The sequence below is a fragment of the Polynucleobacter sinensis genome, assembly GCF_001595985.1.
Classification (GTDB): Bacteria; Pseudomonadota; Gammaproteobacteria; order Burkholderiales; family Burkholderiaceae; genus Polynucleobacter; species Polynucleobacter sinensis.
Map to the genome: position 1 here is coordinate 55651 of NZ_LOJJ01000009.1, position 16778 is coordinate 72428.

General features: G+C 44.8%; 17 protein-coding genes. 5 read left to right on the top strand and 12 right to left on the bottom strand.

Features of this window, described 5'->3' with window-relative positions:
• The 9 genes from AOB49_RS09045 to AOB49_RS09085 are packed head-to-tail and all read right to left on the bottom strand — an operon-like array spanning position 1 to position 9949.
• Positions 1-735 carry a lysophospholipid acyltransferase family protein gene (locus AOB49_RS09045; RefSeq protein WP_062310183.1) on the bottom strand — a complete coding sequence of 245 codons (735 nt, stop codon included), beginning with the start codon at positions 733-735 and terminating at the stop codon, positions 1-3.
• 6 nt (positions 736-741) lie between these two features.
• On the bottom strand, positions 742-1314 hold the full coding sequence (gene gmhB / locus AOB49_RS09050) for a D-glycero-beta-D-manno-heptose 1,7-bisphosphate 7-phosphatase (protein ID WP_062310185.1): 573 nt from the start codon (positions 1312-1314) through the stop codon (positions 742-744).
• Positions 1311-3449 carry a glycine--tRNA ligase subunit beta gene (glyS, locus tag AOB49_RS09055; protein WP_062310188.1) on the bottom strand — a complete coding sequence of 713 codons (2139 nt, stop codon included), beginning with the start codon at positions 3447-3449 and terminating at the stop codon, positions 1311-1313. Before glyS ends, gmhB begins: the two co-directional genes overlap by 4 nt.
• Positions 3450-3465: 16 nt before the next feature.
• On the bottom strand, positions 3466-4350 hold the full coding sequence (gene glyQ, locus AOB49_RS09060) for a glycine--tRNA ligase subunit alpha (RefSeq protein ID WP_062310189.1): 885 nt from the start codon (positions 4348-4350) through the stop codon (positions 3466-3468).
• A gap of 60 nt (positions 4351-4410) precedes the next feature.
• Positions 4411-5886, bottom strand: coding sequence for an apolipoprotein N-acyltransferase (gene lnt, locus AOB49_RS09065; protein ID WP_062310570.1), 1476 nt, complete (start codon positions 5884-5886; stop codon positions 4411-4413).
• Positions 5887-5941: 55 nt separating this feature from the next.
• Positions 5942-6781, bottom strand: coding sequence for an HlyC/CorC family transporter (locus tag AOB49_RS09070; RefSeq protein ID WP_062310192.1), 840 nt, complete (start codon positions 6779-6781; stop codon positions 5942-5944).
• 56 nt (positions 6782-6837) lie between these two features.
• Positions 6838-7293, bottom strand: coding sequence for an rRNA maturation RNase YbeY (ybeY, locus tag AOB49_RS09075; protein ID WP_062310195.1), 456 nt, complete (start codon positions 7291-7293; stop codon positions 6838-6840).
• Positions 7286-8629: a tRNA (N6-isopentenyl adenosine(37)-C2)-methylthiotransferase MiaB gene (gene miaB, locus AOB49_RS09080; protein ID WP_062310197.1), complete on the bottom strand. Its 1344-nt coding sequence runs from the start codon at positions 8627-8629 to the stop codon at positions 7286-7288. The genes ybeY and miaB overlap by 8 nt, the downstream gene beginning before the upstream one ends.
• 57 nt (positions 8630-8686) lie before the next feature.
• Positions 8687-9949: a putative Na+/H+ antiporter gene (locus AOB49_RS09085; protein ID WP_062310199.1), complete on the bottom strand. Its 1263-nt coding sequence runs from the start codon at positions 9947-9949 to the stop codon at positions 8687-8689.
• A gap of 83 nt (positions 9950-10032) precedes the next feature.
• On the opposite strand from AOB49_RS09085, the gene AOB49_RS09090 reads away from it, so the two are divergent.
• Together AOB49_RS09090 and htpG are read left to right on the top strand one after the other, a co-directional pair.
• Positions 10033-10443 (top strand): rhodanese-like domain-containing protein, encoded by a 411-nt coding sequence (locus AOB49_RS09090; protein ID WP_062310201.1) that lies wholly within the window; start codon positions 10033-10035, stop codon positions 10441-10443.
• A gap of 82 nt (positions 10444-10525) precedes the next feature.
• Positions 10526-12427: a molecular chaperone HtpG gene (gene htpG / locus AOB49_RS09095; RefSeq protein WP_062310203.1), complete on the top strand. Its 1902-nt coding sequence runs from the start codon at positions 10526-10528 to the stop codon at positions 12425-12427.
• A 103-nt stretch (positions 12428-12530) separates the two neighbouring features.
• Here htpG and AOB49_RS09100 read toward each other — a convergent pair whose 3' ends face one another.
• Together AOB49_RS09100 and AOB49_RS09105 are read right to left on the bottom strand one after the other, a co-directional pair.
• Entirely contained in the window at positions 12531-12818 is a 288-nt protein-coding gene (locus AOB49_RS09100) for a glycine zipper domain-containing protein (RefSeq protein ID WP_062310205.1), read from the bottom strand.
• A 51-nt stretch (positions 12819-12869) separates the two neighbouring features.
• A complete protein-coding gene (locus tag AOB49_RS09105; protein ID WP_062310207.1) occupies positions 12870-13232 on the bottom strand; it encodes a Rap1a/Tai family immunity protein in 363 nt (120 codons plus the stop codon).
• Positions 13233-13368: 136 nt separating this feature from the next.
• On the opposite strand from AOB49_RS09105, the gene AOB49_RS09110 reads away from it, so the two are divergent.
• From AOB49_RS09110 to AOB49_RS09120, 3 genes are read left to right on the top strand one after another with little or no spacing between them, the layout of a single operon-like run.
• A complete protein-coding gene (locus tag AOB49_RS09110) occupies positions 13369-14571 on the top strand; it encodes an ammonium transporter (protein ID WP_062310210.1) in 1203 nt (400 codons plus the stop codon).
• Positions 14572-14605: 34 nt separating this feature from the next.
• Positions 14606-15130: a gamma carbonic anhydrase family protein gene (locus AOB49_RS09115; RefSeq protein WP_062310212.1), complete on the top strand. Its 525-nt coding sequence runs from the start codon at positions 14606-14608 to the stop codon at positions 15128-15130.
• A 15-nt stretch (positions 15131-15145) separates the two neighbouring features.
• Positions 15146-16078, top strand: a complete 933-nt coding sequence (locus AOB49_RS09120; protein WP_062310214.1) for an AEC family transporter — start codon at positions 15146-15148, stop codon at positions 16076-16078.
• Here AOB49_RS09120 and maiA read toward each other — a convergent pair.
• Positions 16046-16729 (bottom strand): maleylacetoacetate isomerase, encoded by a 684-nt coding sequence (gene maiA, locus AOB49_RS09125; RefSeq protein ID WP_062310217.1) that lies wholly within the window; start codon positions 16727-16729, stop codon positions 16046-16048. The genes AOB49_RS09120 and maiA overlap by 33 nt on opposite strands.
• Positions 16730-16778: the final 49 nt, after the last annotated feature.

The following is a 16778-nucleotide window of genomic DNA, read 5'->3' on the forward strand; positions in this document are numbered from 1 at the left end:
TTATTGATAAGCGCTTGGGTCAATTACCCGCATTTCGGCTTCAATCCATTTCTCTACTTCTTGATGGAGTTGGCCGCCAGTTTTTCCGGCTGAGGGAATGGCTGGTCCGATTGAGAAAATCACTGTTCCTGGATGTTTCATAAAACTATTCTTTGGCCAGCAACGTCCAGCGTTATGCGCAATCGGTATTACCAGGGCCTCAGTGGCGCTCGCAAGTCTTGCACCACCCTTGCTATAGGGCTTATGAGAGCCAGTAGGGGTTCTTGTGCCCTCTGGAAATAGCAATATCCATTTACCTTCAGCCAATCGCTTACGACCTTGACCCACTACTGATAGTGCAGCAGTTTCCTTGCTATTGCGATTGATGTGAATCATTTTTAGCAGGGCCAATGCCCAACCAAAGAAAGGGATCCAGAGTAATTCTCGTTTGAAGACAAAACAAAGTTGTTTTGGTAGAAGAGCAATATAGGCAATCGTTTCGTAAGCAGATTGATGTTTGCTGAGCACAACAACTGGTTGATCAAGCACCGCCATCATATTTTCCATTCCGCGGATTTCATAGTGAATTCCACACAGTGGCTGCAATATCCAAATGACCACTTTATTCCACAGGCCAATAAAGCGATAACGATTTTCGGGGTTCAAAAATGGGAAAACCAAGATACACAGTACCGACCAAATCGGTGTAAAGATGAGCAGAAATAGGGCAAAAAGAGTCGAGCGCACAAAAGTCATGTGGTCTTAAACCTTATCTTGAAGTAGCGCATTAGCAAATGCCATGAGATCAGCATGAATTTGTGTGCCTTCTGGTAGTTTGCCTTTTTCTAGGGTCTTACTGCCTTTCCCAGTTAATACTAAATGAGGGCTTGCCCCCAGTGCAACTCCAGCTTCGAGATCACGTAAAGAATCGCCCACAATAGGAACACCTGCTAAGGGCGTGGCGCTATGATTTTTTTTGTAGCGCAGGGCGATCTCCTTCATCATTCCTGGCAACGGCTTACGACAGTCACAAGCGTGAGCATCAGTATGGGGGCAAAAGAAAATACTATCGATATGGCCTCCCAAGGGCTTGAGTAATTTTTCCATTTTGCTGTGCATTTCATGCAACGCATTGATATCGAAATAGCCTCGAGCTAAGCCGGATTGGTTTGTAGCAACAGCGATTTGATAGCCCGCTTGATTTAGTAGTGCGATAGCCTCTAGGCTCCCTGGCAAGGGAATCCACTCTTGGCTCGACTTCACATAATCATCTCGATCCTCGTTGATCACGCCATCGCGATCAAGAATAATCAGCTTAGAAGAGCCGGTGCTCATGCTAACTTGCCGAGATCGGCAATCAGATTCATTTTCTGGTGAAGTTGTTGCAGGAGAGCTAGGCGGTTGTCGCGCAACTCTGGATTGGGATCCATCACCATCACATCAGCAAAGAATTGGTCGATAGGCCCACTTAAAGCCACTAGGGCTTTTAAAAATTCGACATACTGACGTTTTTCGAAGGCAGCGGTTAAGCTAGGTGAAATGCTTTCAAGCGCTTGATATAGGGTAGCTTCGGCTGGAGCTTGTAATAGCTTGCTAGCGCAAGATGTTGGAATTGGTGTTGTAGTCTTTTTTAGAATGTTGCTAATGCGCTTATTGGCGGCTGCAAGTTGAGCGGCCTCTGTTAAGGCATTAAATTCTCGTAAGGCTGTGAGGCGATCGAGTAAATCATTAATGTGGCTTGGTGACTGACTTAATACGGCGTCAATTTCTTCGGTTGTAAATGGTTTTCCAGCAACAGATTGATCGCGTAAATAGGCGCGCAAGCGATCAATAATAAAGGCGTAGATATCTTCAGCCTTTGCCTTTTCTTGAACCTCTTTTTGTGGAAATTGTTTACGAGCAAGGTCAATTAAATCGGGAAGACTTAAGGCGAGATTTTTTTCTAGCAAGAGTCGGCATATACCAAGAGCATGACGACGTAAGGCGTACGGATCTTTATCGCCGGTAGGTGCAAGACCAACGCCCCAGATGCCAACTAGAGTTTCTAATTTGTCTGCAATTGCTAGGATGGTGCCGGTTTGGGTCTGCGGTAGCTCATCGCCAGCAAAGCGTGGCATGTAATGTTCACCGCAGGCTGCGGCAACCTCTACATGTTCGCCATCATGGGTTGCATAGTAGCGGCCCATGATGCCTTGAAGTTCAGGAAATTCACCAACCATGTCAGTTAACAAGTCGGTCTTGGCAATTTCTGCGGCACGACCAGCCAAGGCCTCATTTGCCGAGAGGGCTTTTGCCACTCCAATCGCAATACCTTGAACGCGCTTTGTGCGATCCAGTTGATTGCCGAGTTGATTGTGATAAACAACTTTTCCAAGATCGGCCACGCGAGAGGCTAAGGGGCGTTTTTGATCTTGCTGAAAGAAGAAGCGTGCATCTGAAAGACGCGGACGGACTACACGTTCATTGCCGGAAATAATAGCTTCAGGTTTATTGGTTTCAATATTAGATACGATTAAAAAACGATTGCGTAGCTTACCTTGCTGATCTGTCAGGGCAAAATATTTTTGATTGGTTTGCATCGTCAGAATCAAGCATTCTTGTGGAACTTCTAGGAACTCTTGATCAAAGTGACACTCATAAATTGCTGGCCACTCTACTAAGGCAGTAACTTCATCTAAGAGGCTATCTGGCATGAGTACCAGATCGCTACCAGCAGCTTTTAAAAGGGCAGCTTCGATATATTCACGACGTTTATTAAAGCTAGGTAATACCTTTGCTTTATTAGTGAGATCGGACTCATATTGGTCTGCGGTGGTAATGCTAATAACGCCAGGAGCTAGAAAGCGATGCCCCTCGGTTTGATTATTTGCTTCAATACCAAGAGCATTGATATTGAGGGTATTTTTACCATGTAGTGCTAGGATGCGATGCGCTGGTCTTGCAAATTCAACATCAGCTAATCCACCATTTTTTTGTAGCACTTGATAGTGCATCATTTTAGCGATGGGCAGTTTGCTTAGTGTGTGCTCAAGAGCCTGCTGAGCCGTTTGTTCTAGTGCGGCACCTTTAGCAATGACGTTGAGATAGAGCGCTTCGTTCTTTCCTTCACCTGATTTTTCTAAAGCAGCGATATCAATATCGGCATAACCAAGAGATCCCAGTTTCTTTAGTAGCGGTGGAGTAGGTTGGCCATTGGCATCAAATGCAATGCTCACCGGTAGTAACTTTTCACGCACCGGATGATCTGGAGCCTGGCTAAGTACATTGGTAATTTGAACGGCAAGACGTCGTGGCGTGGCGTAGCCAATCGCTACGGAATTTTCCCCAGCGAGCCCTGCTGTTTTAAGGGCGGTAAAGATGCCATCTTTAAAGGCATCGCCAAGGCGACGCAGAGATTTGGGTGGGAGTTCTTCGGTAAATACTTCAATCAGCAAATCATCTGATTGGAAAAGGGAATTCTGTGTACTCATAGTTAGATTGCGCTGCTTATGCTTTAGCTTGACGTTGGCACATTGGGAATCCCAGTTTTTCTCGGGACTCAAAGTAAGCCTGCGCTACTGCGCGAGACAGATTGCGGATGCGCCCAATGTAGGCTGCACGTTCAGTAACAGAGATTGCCCCGCGGGCATCAAGTAAGTTAAATGTATGCGCAGCTTTTAAAACCATTTCATAGGCTGGCAAGGCCAAAGGCACTTCCATTAAGCGTTTTGCTTCACTTTCGTAGTTAGTGAAGTTAGCAAAAAGCAGATCGGTGTTGGAGTGCTCAAAGTTATAGCAAGACTGCTCCACTTCATTTTGGTGATACACATCACCATAAGAAATCCCATCAGCCCAAACTAGGTCATAAACATTGGAGCAATTCTGGATATACATTGCCAAGCGCTCAATGCCGTAAGTGATCTCACCTAAAACAGGCTTGCAATCAAGCCCGCCCACTTGTTGGAAGTAGGTGAACTGAGTTACTTCCATTCCATTGAGCCAAACTTCCCATCCCAGGCCCCAGGCACCTAAGGTTGGATTTTCCCAGTCGTCTTCTACGAAACGGACATCGTTCTGCTGTAAATCGAGGCCTAATGCAGCAAGTGAGCCAAGGTAAAGCTCAAGAATATTTTCGGGAGCCGGCTTGAGCACTACTTGGTATTGGTAATAGTGCTGGAGACGATTGGGATTCTCTCCATAGCGACCATCTTTTGGTCTGCGAGAGGGTTGAACGTAAGCTGCTTTCCATGGTTCGGGGCCAATGGCCCGCAAGAAAGTGGCTGTGTGAGATGTACCGGCACCGACCTCGAGGTCAATAGGTTGCAGTAGGGCGCAACCTTGTTGGTCCCAGTAATCTTGGAGTTTGAGAATGATTTGCTGAAAAGTAAGCATGATTAACCTGGCTAAGCCTTTGATTTTACATGGCTAAGCTCGCAAACCAGGAAATAACGATTAAATTCGTTTTTGGCGCAGAATGCCCAGTATTAACAAGAGGCAAGAAAGACCCAAAATTGGAGCATTTCCCCAAATGACATAAGGGGTTAGGCCGGTATAGGCTTGTATTTTGGAGTTCAAAATACCTTGGGTAAATTTGGGAAGCATTGCCAAGACTTTGCCGTCATGCCCTAAGACTGCGGTAATGCCGGTATTTGTGGCGCGCAGGGCAGGTAGCCCAGTTTCAAGAGAGCGTAATTGCGAAAGTCGCAATTGTTGCTCAGGTGCTTGTGAGTCTCCAAACCATGCCAGGTTAGTCATGTTCACCAAGAGATTAACTGGTTGACTACTAGTGCGAATGCGAGATGCTAATTCGCCACCAAAGACATCTTCATAGCAAATGGTAATCGCGGCGTTAATGGATTTTTGTTGTACGCGTTCAATGCTAAATGGTGGCTGATCACTCCTACCACGCGCAAAGTCGCTCATCGGGACGTGAAAGGCATTCACGAACCAGTGAAAGCCAGGTGGAATAAATTCTCCAAAAGGTACCAAATGAGATTTGTCGTATTGGTAAAGACTTGTTTGTGGAGAAAGGCCGAGTGCGCGATTGGAATACTGAATGCCGTTGGAATTGACTACTTCACCGATAATTCCAAGCAAGATATTGCTAGAGCTACTATCAGCAAAGTCTCGTAAGGATTGAATCAGACCAAGCGGAAGGTTGTTTTGTGGCCAGGGATAGGCTGTCTCGGGAGTAATAATGAGATCAGCTGGCTGTTTTTTGATGGCATCTGTATAAAAAACGAATTGATTTTCAATTGCCTTGGGATTGAACTTCAGGCTTTGTTCAAAATTACCCTGAATTAAACGAACGCTGAGTGGCTCGCCAATAGGGTTTGTAAAACTCCAAATACTTGCTAGTTGCGTAACAGCGATCGTCGCAATAATGTACGCGCCGCTAATAGAGATATTTTTTTTGAGTTGCGTTATTTCCCAAGAAATCCAAACCACTAAAAAAGTGCATGCAAGCCCGCCAAAGAATGGCGCAATTGACGAGAATGGGCCGTTCACTTGAGCTTCAGCAAAACCCATCCACGGAAATCCAGTGAGAAAAACACTGCGCAGGTATTCAATGATCACCCAGGTGCCTGCAAGTATTAGGCCTGTTAAGTGTGTATGTTTTTGCAGGTAGAGTGGTAAGCACGCAAACGAAAAAAATATTGCCATGCCTGCTGCCAGTAAAAATACTGCTAGGGAAGAAAAGATGGGGTTAATACCGCCAACATCGTGAAGGCTAATGTAGATCCACCAAAGAGCAACGACAAAATAGCCCAGCCCAAACGATAGACCTAACGAAAAATTCTTCTTGATGATGGTGGATCGGTTAGCAGTGATTACCCACCAAATCAAACTTAAGATAGGTAACTGAACCCAGCCACCATAAGGGAGTTCAGCGGCACCCGCCATGACCGCCCCAAGCACGAAAAGCATAAGTAGGCCAATACCACTTGAAAATCTGAGTGCCGACTGATGAATCAAGGTGACCTCAGTTAGACTTCTTAGGAAGTTGTCGCGCTAGCAGGATATGAATTTGCCTTGGATCGGCGCGTAGAACTTCAAATTGAATACCTTCAATCTCAATCAGTTCACCAATTTTAGGTACTCGACCTAGATGCTGGATTACTAGGCCTGCAACCGTTTCAATATCTTCAGCATTAAATTGCGTGCCGAGGGTCTCGTTAAATTGTTCCAGCTCAGTAATACCCTTAACGCGAATATCACCATTGTCTAGGGAGATCAGATTATCTGCTTCTTCATCGACATCGTGCTCATCTTCAATATCACCAACAATTTGTTCGAGCACATCTTCAATCGTAATAATCCCGGCAACACCACTGTACTCATCGACAACGATCGCCAAGTGATTGCGGTTATCTTTAAAGTCACGCAGCAAAACGCTTAAACGCTTCGATTCAGGAATGAATACGGCAGGACGCAACCAGTCTCGTACTTGAAAATCTTTTTCGCTTGAGTGACGTAGTAAATCTTTTGCTAGCAATGTGCCAATTACGTTATCGCGACTTCCCTCAAATACTGGGAAGCGAGAATGGGCTGCTGTAATTACGCTTTTGATAATTTCAGAGAGCGGCCGATTAATATCAATCCAATCGATTTGTGCTCTAGGAACCAGAATATCGCGGGCACATAGTTGCCCCACTTGGAAAACACCCTCAATCATCGATAGGGCATCAGCATCAATTAGGCCTTCAGCTTGAGCTTCTCTGAGAGTTTCAATTAGCTCTTGGCGACGTTCAGTGGGGCTAATGGGTTGCGGCGTTAGAAAATCGGCTAAGCGCTCTAAAAGGGATCGATTGGGGTCAGGCATATCGCAAGAATATCTCAGAAATCAGTAATTGCAATGAAGGGGGGTCTCAAAACACTTTAAATAGAGGCGTAGGGATTAGCAAAACCTAAAGACTTTAAGAGTTTAATTTCTTGAGACTCCATTTTTTTTGCATCTTTTTCCACTTCGTGGTCAAGACCTTGTGCATGCAAGCACCCATGAATAATGAGATGGGCTAAGTGCGCCCGAATTGCTTTATTTTGTTCAATAGCTTCTTTTTGAATTACTGGCAGGCAAAAAATAACATCTGCCGCTAAGGTTTTCTTGGTGAGATCGTAGGGAAAAGTCAGTACATTAGTAGGTTTAGATTTATTGCGAAAAGCTGCATTTAGGGCTTTTCCCTCTGCTTGATTTACAAAGCGCAAGGTTAGTTGGCCACTATGCGGAGTTGCTTCCTTAACCCATTTTTTGATTAATGTGGGGGAGGCAATCGAAGCAAGCTTTTTTTCGATCGCCGGACTTGCGTATTGAATATCAATTTCTAATTTAGGCATAGGCCTTCACCAAATCCCCTCTCAGGGTGTAGTTGAGTACTTCGGTGATGTTGATATCCACCATTTGTCCAATTAGAGATTCGATATCGCTTTCTGGTGCGGTAAAGTGAATTACTCGATTATTGGCTGCACGTCCTTGTAGGTTGATGCCATCCTTTGCAAGGCCCTCAACCAAAACGCGTTCAGTGTTTCCTAACATCTTTTGACTAATTTGATTTGCTTGAGACTCAACCAGTGCAAGTAAAGTCTGTAATCGTTTTAGCTTAACTTCGTATGGTGTCTCATCGCTTAGGTTGGCGGCGGGTGTTCCAGGTCTTGCGCTAAAGATAAAGCAAAAGCTATTGTCAAAATTGAGTTCTTCTACCATTTTCAATAACTTGGCGAAGTCCTCATCAGTCTCGCCCGGGAAGCCCACAATAAAATCACTTGAAAGGGTGAGATCGGGTCTGACCGCTCGCATCTTGCGAATAATGCTTTTGTACTCAAGGGCTGTGTATCCCCGCTTCATGGCCGAGAGTACTGAATCAGATGCATGTTGCACAGGAAGATGCAAGTGACTTACGAGTTTGGGAACTCTCGCATATACATCGATAAGGCGTTGTGTAAATTCTTTTGGGTGGCTCGTTGTAAAGCGAATGCGCTCTATCCCTGGAATCTCAGCAACATACTCAATCAGTAATGCAAAGTCGGCAATTTCTTCCGTATTGCCCATTTTTCCAAGATAGGCATTGACATTCTGGCCCAATAAGACAATTTCTTTCACTCCCTGAGCAGCAAGTCCCGCAACTTCAGTGAGAACATCATCGAATGGGCGCGATACCTCTTCGCCACGCGTGTAAGGCACTACACAATAGCTGCAGTATTTTGAACAGCCCTCCATAATCGAAACATACGCAGAGCCACGGGTTTGGCGTGATGAAGGCAGGTGATCAAATTTTTCAATTTCAGGAAAAGAAATATCCACTTGAGATCTGCCAGTTTCACGACGCTGCGTAAGAAGATCAGAGAGGCGATGTAATGTCTGAGGACCAAATACAACATCAACATAAGGCGCTCTGCTGATGATTTGTTGACCTTCTTGGCTAGCTACACAACCACCAACACCGATTAATAGATTGGGTTTAGTTTTTTTGAGTTCACGTAGACGCCCAAGATCCGAGAAAACTTTATCTTCTGCTTTTTCTCGAATGGAGCAGGTGTTCAGTAGAACGACATCTGCATCTTCAGGCGTGTCGGTCATGACCATGCCTTCATCGGCATGTAAGAGGTCGGCCATCTTGCCCGAGTCATACTCGTTCATTTGACAACCAAAGGTTTTGATATAGAGCTTTTTCATATGCCGTTCTCAGGTTTATAGCTGGGGGCGAAGCTCAGATTTTACGGGATAACGCTTTTATAGCAGTCGCAGGGCAATAATCGCCACAATAGTTGGTGGAATGGCTGCTACAAAGAGCAATCCCGCTGAAACAGCTGCATTGGGAAAGTAGCTGCGCAAAATAGCAAGACCAGCAGGATTGGGTGCGTTAGCAATTACAGTTAAACCTCCTCCAGCAACGGCTCCACCAACTAAGGCCAACTTAAATTCAGGGGATGTTCCTTGAACAAGGGATCCTAAGTAGGTTAAGGCAGCATTGTCTGTAATGGCAGTGAGGGCCAGGCTGCCATAAAAGACCGCTGTGGGGCTCATATTTTCTAGAATTGGTTGTAGCCACCAGCCTTGAAGTGCCCCAAGCACAACTAGGCCCCCTAAGAAAAATCCCACCAATAAAGCCTCACGCAATATGAGTGGGTTCTGATGTTTTGGATAAGCCGTTGTGTACCCGATAAAAAATAGCAAGAGCCACATGAAGATTACTGGATCGTGTGCAAAACCGACAATGCCAGCTAAAAACAATAAATGGATTGCGGTAGTGGCAAGCGGTATGCGAGTTGAATTGGACTTGCTTTCTGGTTCAATCAGTTGCCGATGGAATATGAGGGTTGCTATTAAAGCGTTGATAAAGATTGCAATGGCTGCCTCAAGTCCAAAGTTGGCGAACATGAAGGATGTGCTCCAGTTCCATGTTGATGCAACCATGAGTACTGGAGGTGCGGCAAAATTAGTGAGTGTGCCACCAAGAGAGATATTGACAAATAAGACGCCTAAAGTGCCAAAGAGTAAGGCTTTAGAGCATTGGTGACGATAGACAAGGTCACGCAATAGAAAAGCCGCCAAAGTCATTGCCGCGGGCTCGGTGATCAGGGAGCCTAACAGTGGCGTAACGGATAAAGTTAAAAAGTAGAGAGTGGGAGCCTGTTTGGTGCGCAATACTAAGCGTAAAACTTTACCAAGTTGCTGCAAAATTTGAGTGGCAAAATGCAAAATAGGTTTGCTGCCGGCTACCACCATGATGGCAAAAACAAATAGCGGCTCTGTAAAGTTGCGTTTATTGGCGTAATCCTTTGCTGTGGCGAGGTCATTTGCAAGCCACATAAAGACAATCAAAATTGCCGCCCAAAAGCCAAAGACAATTTCTACTTCGCCGAGTAAATGCCATAAGCCTGCATGCCGTGGTGATTTTTTGGCAAGGGATTCAAAATAAGATGTACAAAAAGTATGCACAACTGCGATTGCAAAAATAATGCTGGCGCCAAGTTCTGTAGGGGTAAAGTTCATAGGCGGATAGTATCAGTAAGCAATAGCAACCATAAACCCTAAGAATTGCTATATTAAAAGTACCAGCACTTTAGGAGATTTCGATGAAACTTAAGTTAGGCTATCAGGATTTAATTGCACGAGCCATGGCGGAGATTGAAACGGTTCCCGTAATTGAAGCTCAGAAATTGTTGGACGATCAGGACACGGTTTTTGTGGATATCCGAGATATTAGGGAGCTTGAGCGCGAGGGAATGATTCCGAGTGCGTTGCATGCCCCTCGTGGAATGTTGGAATTTTGGGTTGATCCAGAGAGTCCTTATTACAAGCCAATCTTTGGGGAGGGAAAGCGTCTAGTGCTCTATTGCGCCTCCGCCTGGCGCTCTGCATTGGCTACTAAAGCTTTGCAAGATATGGGGGTGCCGCGCATTTGTCATTTGGAGGGCGGGTTTAGCGCCTGGAAAAAGGCGGAGATGCCCGTGGCAGAGAAACATTCAAAACCCCACTCCGGGTAATTCCTCTTTGAAATAGCCCTTGAAATTGTATAAATAGTCCCCATGTAGAGGGGGTTAAATACTTTTAAGAGGGTGTCTTCACATGACTGTAGCTAGCAAAGAAACTTTAGGCTTTCAGGCTGAGGTAAAGCAACTTTTACAACTCATGATTCATTCCTTGTATTCGAACAAGGAAATTTTCCTGCGCGAATTAATCTCAAATGCTTCAGATGCATCAGACAAGTTGCGTTTTGAGGGTATCGAGCATCCCGATTGGTATGGTGATGACTCTGAGTTAAAAATTAAAGTCAGCTTTGATAAGGCTGCTAGAACCGTAACCATTTCAGATAATGGTATTGGCATGAGTCGCGATGAGGTAATCGCCAACCTGGGAACGATTGCGCGCTCTGGCACAAAAGAATTTTTCTCAAAACTCTCTGGGGATCAACAAAAAGACGCCGCCTTAATTGGTCAGTTTGGCGTAGGTTTCTATTCCGCTTTTATTGTGGCTGATCGTATTACCGTTGAAACGCGCCGTGCAGGTTTGCCAGCTTCAGATGGTGTCCGCTGGGAGTCGGATGGTTCTGGGGAATTTACAGTAGAGAATATTGATCGCCCTCAGCGTGGCACATCAATTACCATGCACTTGCGCGAAGGTGAGGATGACTTCCTCTCTACCCATAAGCTCAAATCGATTATTCGCAAGTATTCCGATCATATTTCCCTTCCTATTCAGATGAACAAAGAAGAATGGGATGCAGATAAAAAAGAGCATGTCATCAAGGACGAGCTAGAAAGCATTAATCAATCTAGCGCATTATGGGCGCGCACAAAATCAGAGATTACCGAAGAGCAGTACAACGAGTTTTATAAACACCTTTCGCATGATTATGAGAACCCTTTGTGCTACTCATTAAATCGCGTGGAAGGTCGCAGTGAGTTTACTCAACTTTTATTCGTGCCAGCTCGTGCCCCATTTGATTTATGGGATCGCAATAAGCGTGGCGGAATTAAGTTGTACGTCAAGCGAGTTTTTATCATGGATGATGCAGAGCAATTAATGCCCATGTACCTCCGTTTTGTAACTGGCGTCATTGATTCAACAGACTTGCCTTTAAATGTCTCGCGTGAGATTTTGCAAGAATCCCGCGACGTTAAAGTAATTCGTGAGAGTTCTACCAAGCGTGTGCTGAGTATGCTTGAGGATTTGGCAAATAGTGATGATGAAACTAAAAAAGAAAAGTACCGTAATTTTTGGACTCAATTTGGTCAGGTATTAAAAGAGGGCGTTGGCGAAGATCAGCCAAATCAAGAGCGTATTTTGAAGCTCTTACGCTTTGCAAGTACCCATACTGATTCTGCTGAACAAACTGTATCTTTAGCTGAATATATTGCTCGCATGAAAGAGGGTCAGGATAAGATTTATTACGTTACTGGTGATACTTTTAACGCTGCTAAGAATAGCCCACATCTAGAGATTTTCCGTAAAAAAGGTGTTGAAGTTCTTTTGTTATTTGATCGAGTGGATGAGTGGATGCTCTCCTTCTTTGCAGAGTTTGATGGCAAGCAAATGACTTCAGTAGCCAAGGGTGGTTTAGATCTTGGCAGTCTAAGTGATGAAAAGGAAAAGAAAGAGCATGAAGAGACTGAAAAGAGTTTTAAAGATTTGCTCGAGCGTATGAAGGCGGCATTAGGTGACAAGGTTAAGGATGTGCGTGTCACCTTCCGTTTGACTGATTCACCTGCTTGCTTGGTTTCAGATGAAAATGAGCTTTCTGGAAATTTATTGCGAATGCTTAAAGCGGCTGGCCAACAAGCACCAGATATGAAACCGATTTTGGAAATTAACCCAGAGCATCCTTTGTTGGTGAAATTAAAATCAGATGACAAACAATTTGATGAATGGACTCAGGTACTATTTGATCAGGCGATGTTAGCTGAGGGCGGTCAATTGAATGATCCAGCTGCTTATGTAAAACGCATTAATCAGTTGTTATTGAATTGATCTAACTACAACGTTGAAAGAAAAACCCGACTTGTATCGAACAAGTCGGGTTTTTTATTGCAACTTTTTAAACTACAACCATGCCATTAATGGCAGGCAATAACTAGTTTGGCGCTTTTGCAGGCTGATTATTTTTGCCTGCGTTGTAGCCCGAGTTGTATTCAGAAGCCTGCTCTTTTTTGTAGGCGTCATAGACATAACCAGAAGCTGCGCCAACAGCCGCGCCGCCTACTGCACCCCAAATTGGATTGCCGTGGAAGATTGCTGTGCCGATGGCACCAGCAGCTGCGCCAATGCTAGCGCCAGATAATGTACGTTGTTCTGTGTTGCTCATATTAGAGCAGCCCGCAATTGCTAAGGTAGCAGCGGTAATGGCGATAATTTTTTTCATATCAACTGAATCCTTAAGTCTGAGTGGGTTGAGTTAGTTAAATTGCGTGAATTATTTTCGAGCACAAGGAAAGCGTGAAGCCATGAAACCAAGAAAAACTCCTGCTGCAGGCTTATCCAAAGTCTGTTGGTTTGCTTGACTAAATTTCACAAATTCACTAATAACCTCATCGCGTGTTGGAGCTGGTTGTTTTACACAAATATAGGGTTTTGCGCGCTGAGGATGACGCGTAGCTAAATAGGTGTCATAAATTGCTGTTGTATAGCCTATGCAAAAACTGCGAGATTCTGGGCTTGAAGGAAATTTACAAACATTAACGAGTTCCTGCGTGCTAAGTACTTGTACTTTTTCTTGAGCTTGTGCAAGGCCAGTAAATGCGCACAAAGTAGCTAAAACGGCTAAAACTTTTTTCATGGGTTCCCCTTTGTATCAGTGTGATTTGATAATAAACCAAAGTATGGGGGTAATTTGCACTAAATAGGTGCGCAGTTTGAAAAATTGACCCTCCGAATTCCCCATAATGTGCCAAAAATATTAAGGGGTGAAGTCAATGGACGTGTTGAAATCAGGTAGCGATGTCCTGTTTATATTACTTGGTGCCATTATGGTCTTGGCAATGCATGCGGGATTTGCTTTCCTAGAGCTAGGTACTGTTCGCAAAAAGAACCAGGTCAATGCTTTAGTCAAAATTCTGGTTGATTTTGCTGTCTCTACAATCGCTTATTTTTTCATTGGCTATAGCATTGCGTACGGGGTAAATTTTTTCTCAGGCGCTGAATTGTTGGCTCAGAAAAATGGCTATGAACTAGTGAAATTTTTCTTTTTATTGACATTTGCCGCTGCAATTCCCGCAATTATTTCTGGTGGAATCGCAGAGCGGGCAAAGTTCAATCCCCAGTTGATTGCAACCTTTATCTTGGTTGGCTTTATTTATCCTTTCTTTGAGGGCATTGCCTGGAATCAGCATTATGGTATTCAGGCCTGGATCAAAGGGCTTACTGGCGAAGAGTTTCATGATTTTGCTGGATCAGTAGTGGTCCACGCTGTTGGCGGTTGGATTGCATTGCCCGCAGTGATTCTGCTGGGCGCCAGAAGGGGTCGATACACCAAGGAGGGGCACGTTGCAGCACATCCTCCTTCTAGCATTCCATTTCTAGCTTTGGGTGCCTGGATCTTAGCGGTAGGTTGGTTTGGATTTAACGTGATGAGTGCGCAAACGATTGATAAGGTCAGCGGTCTCGTAGCAATCAATTCCTTGATGGCGATGGTTGGCGGCACTTTAGCTGCCTGGATTGTTGGCCGTAATGATCCTGGTTTTACGTATAACGGCCCATTGGCTGGTTTGGTGGCTGTTTGTGCTGGCTCGGATTTGATGCATCCCATGGGTGCATTGCTTGTAGGACTCATTGCTGGTGCTCTATTTGTATATATGTTTACCTTGGTGCAAAACCGCTGGAAGCTTGACGATGTTTTAGGTGTTTGGCCTTTGCACGGCTTATGCGGTTTATGGGGTGGGTTGGCTGCAGGCATCTTTGGGACAAAAGCGCTGGGCGGTATCGGTGGGGTCACGTTTACGGGCCAATTGATAGGTAGCGCCTTAGGTGTTTTGATTGCATTGGTGGGTGGTTTTGTAGTTTATGGCCTTCTAAAGCTGATTTTCGGAATTCGGATGTCTCACGAAGAGGAATACGACGGTGCAGACCTCAGTATTCACCGGATTTCCTCTACTCCAGATCGAGAGCCTAACTGGTAAGCCTTCCTGATATGGCTATTACTTATAATGGGTTATGGCTATATTTGAACTTGACGGAAACGCCCCCCAATTAGCGGAGGGGGCTTGGGTTGCCGAGAGCGCGGAAGTAATCGGTAGAGTAGAACTTCATCGGAACGCGAGCGTTTGGCCCCAGGTGGTTATTCGGGGTGATAACGACCTCATTCAGATTGGTGAAGGTAGTAATGTGCAGGATGCATCCATATTGCACACTGATCCTGGTTACCCTCTCGTATTGGGCAAGAATGTTACTGTCGGTCATCAAGTGATGTTGCATGGTTGTAATGTAGGCGATGGCAGTTTAGTTGGCATTGGCGCGGTTATCCTAAACGGCGCAAAAATTGGCAAAAATTGTTTGGTCGGTGCTGGTGCATTAGTGACTGAAGGAAAAGAGTTTCCCGACGGCTCCATGATTCTGGGTTCGCCTGCCAAAGTTGTGAAGTCGCTCACTCCGGAGCAGATGGCTGGTATTGAGGATATCGCAGGTCGTTACGTCAAAAATGCACAGCGCTATCAAAAGACATTAAAAAAGATCGCCTAAAAGGCGGCCATAAAATTGCTCTACGTATTTAATGTTGTCTTCCCCGTATTCGCGCTCATTCTAATTGGTTACATTTGCGGTAGAACGGGTAAGTTGGGCGAGAGCGCCTCTGTTGAACTAAATCGATTTGTTGTCTGGCTTGCATTGCCAGCACAATTATTTAGCTTTGCATCAAGTAGTAGTTGGCAGACGCTTTGGCAGCCAGGATTTATTACGGCATTTTTTCTCAGCTGCCTAGCAATATTTATTCTCATCTTTATGTTTAGCTGGTTTCGTAATCGCGATCTGGCAGTTGCTAGCTTTGCTGGCTTAAGCGCTTCTTATTCAAACACCGGTTATATGGGCATTCCTTTGTGTGTTCTCGCCCTTGGAGAAGACGGTTTAGCGCCAGCAATCATTTCAACTTTTATTGTTATGACCATGTTTGCTTTTTCCACTGTATTAATAGAAATTAGTATGCTTTCTAGAAAGAGGCCCCATGAAATTTGTTGGAGCGTAGGCAAGTCTCTTTGCTCAAACCCATTATTACTTGCGCCTGTAGTTGGGTTGCTATGGTCCTCAACGGGTCTGGTTTTATATGAGCCACTAATGCAAGTAATTTTATTTCTGGCGGCAGCGGCGACGCCGTGTGCCCTGGTGTCGATCGGTTTATTTTTAATGAAAAAAGAAGATTCCGCTCCTCAGCAAGCGTGGGCGATTAGTTTTGCAAAACTGATATTACAGCCCTTGTTGGCCTGGTCGATTGCTGGCCCCATCTTGGATTTACCTTCACTGTGGGTGGGGGCGGTAGTGATTCTATCGGCGCTTCCTACTGGGACTGGACCATTTATGTTGGCTCAATATTTCAAGGCAGATGGTCGGGTCATTTCTAGGGTGGTCTTAATTACCACGGTAGGATCTTTGTTAACGCTCTCACTATTTTTGTGGTGGAGTGGTAGTGGGATTTGATCCCTCTGCGTCTATTTGATTTTCCCAAGAGGCGTCAATAAATGCTGGTAGCGTCATGCACTCATTAAATATCTTTATGAGCGTTGGATAAGTATTTATATCTAGCTTTGCGCTAAGCGCATTAAAGATTTGCGGAACTAAGCAAATATCAATCAAGCCAGGCTCATCGCCATAAGCAAAGCGACCCACCCTTGAATCTGTACTCAATTGTTTTTCTAGGCTCGCTAAACCCAAATTCATCCAATGTTGATTCCAGGTATCTTTTGCCTCCGCACTGATACCCAAGGTTTTGATGAGATAGCGCAATACTCTTAAATTATTTATCGGGTGAATTTCAATCGCAATATCCATGGCGACAGCGCGCACCCATGCACGGTCGATTGCAGTTTTTGGTAGCAGGGCTGGAGTTGCTTGAATCTCTTCGAGGTACTCAATAATCGCAAGAGATTGATGAATGGTATGACTACCATCGGTATAAAGGGGCACTAAGCGATTGGGATTTTTGTTGGTATAACTTGAGGAGGATTGTTCGCCGCCCTCCTTGAGAAGGTGAACTGGAATTACTTCGTAATCCATTCCTTTTAGGTTCAAAGCAATGCGCACCCGAAAGGCTGCAGAGCTTCGCCAAAAACTATAAAGCTGAGGTTTCATAAAAGATTCCTGATGTCATATCCCTCAGTATATTGGGGCTTCATTGAGT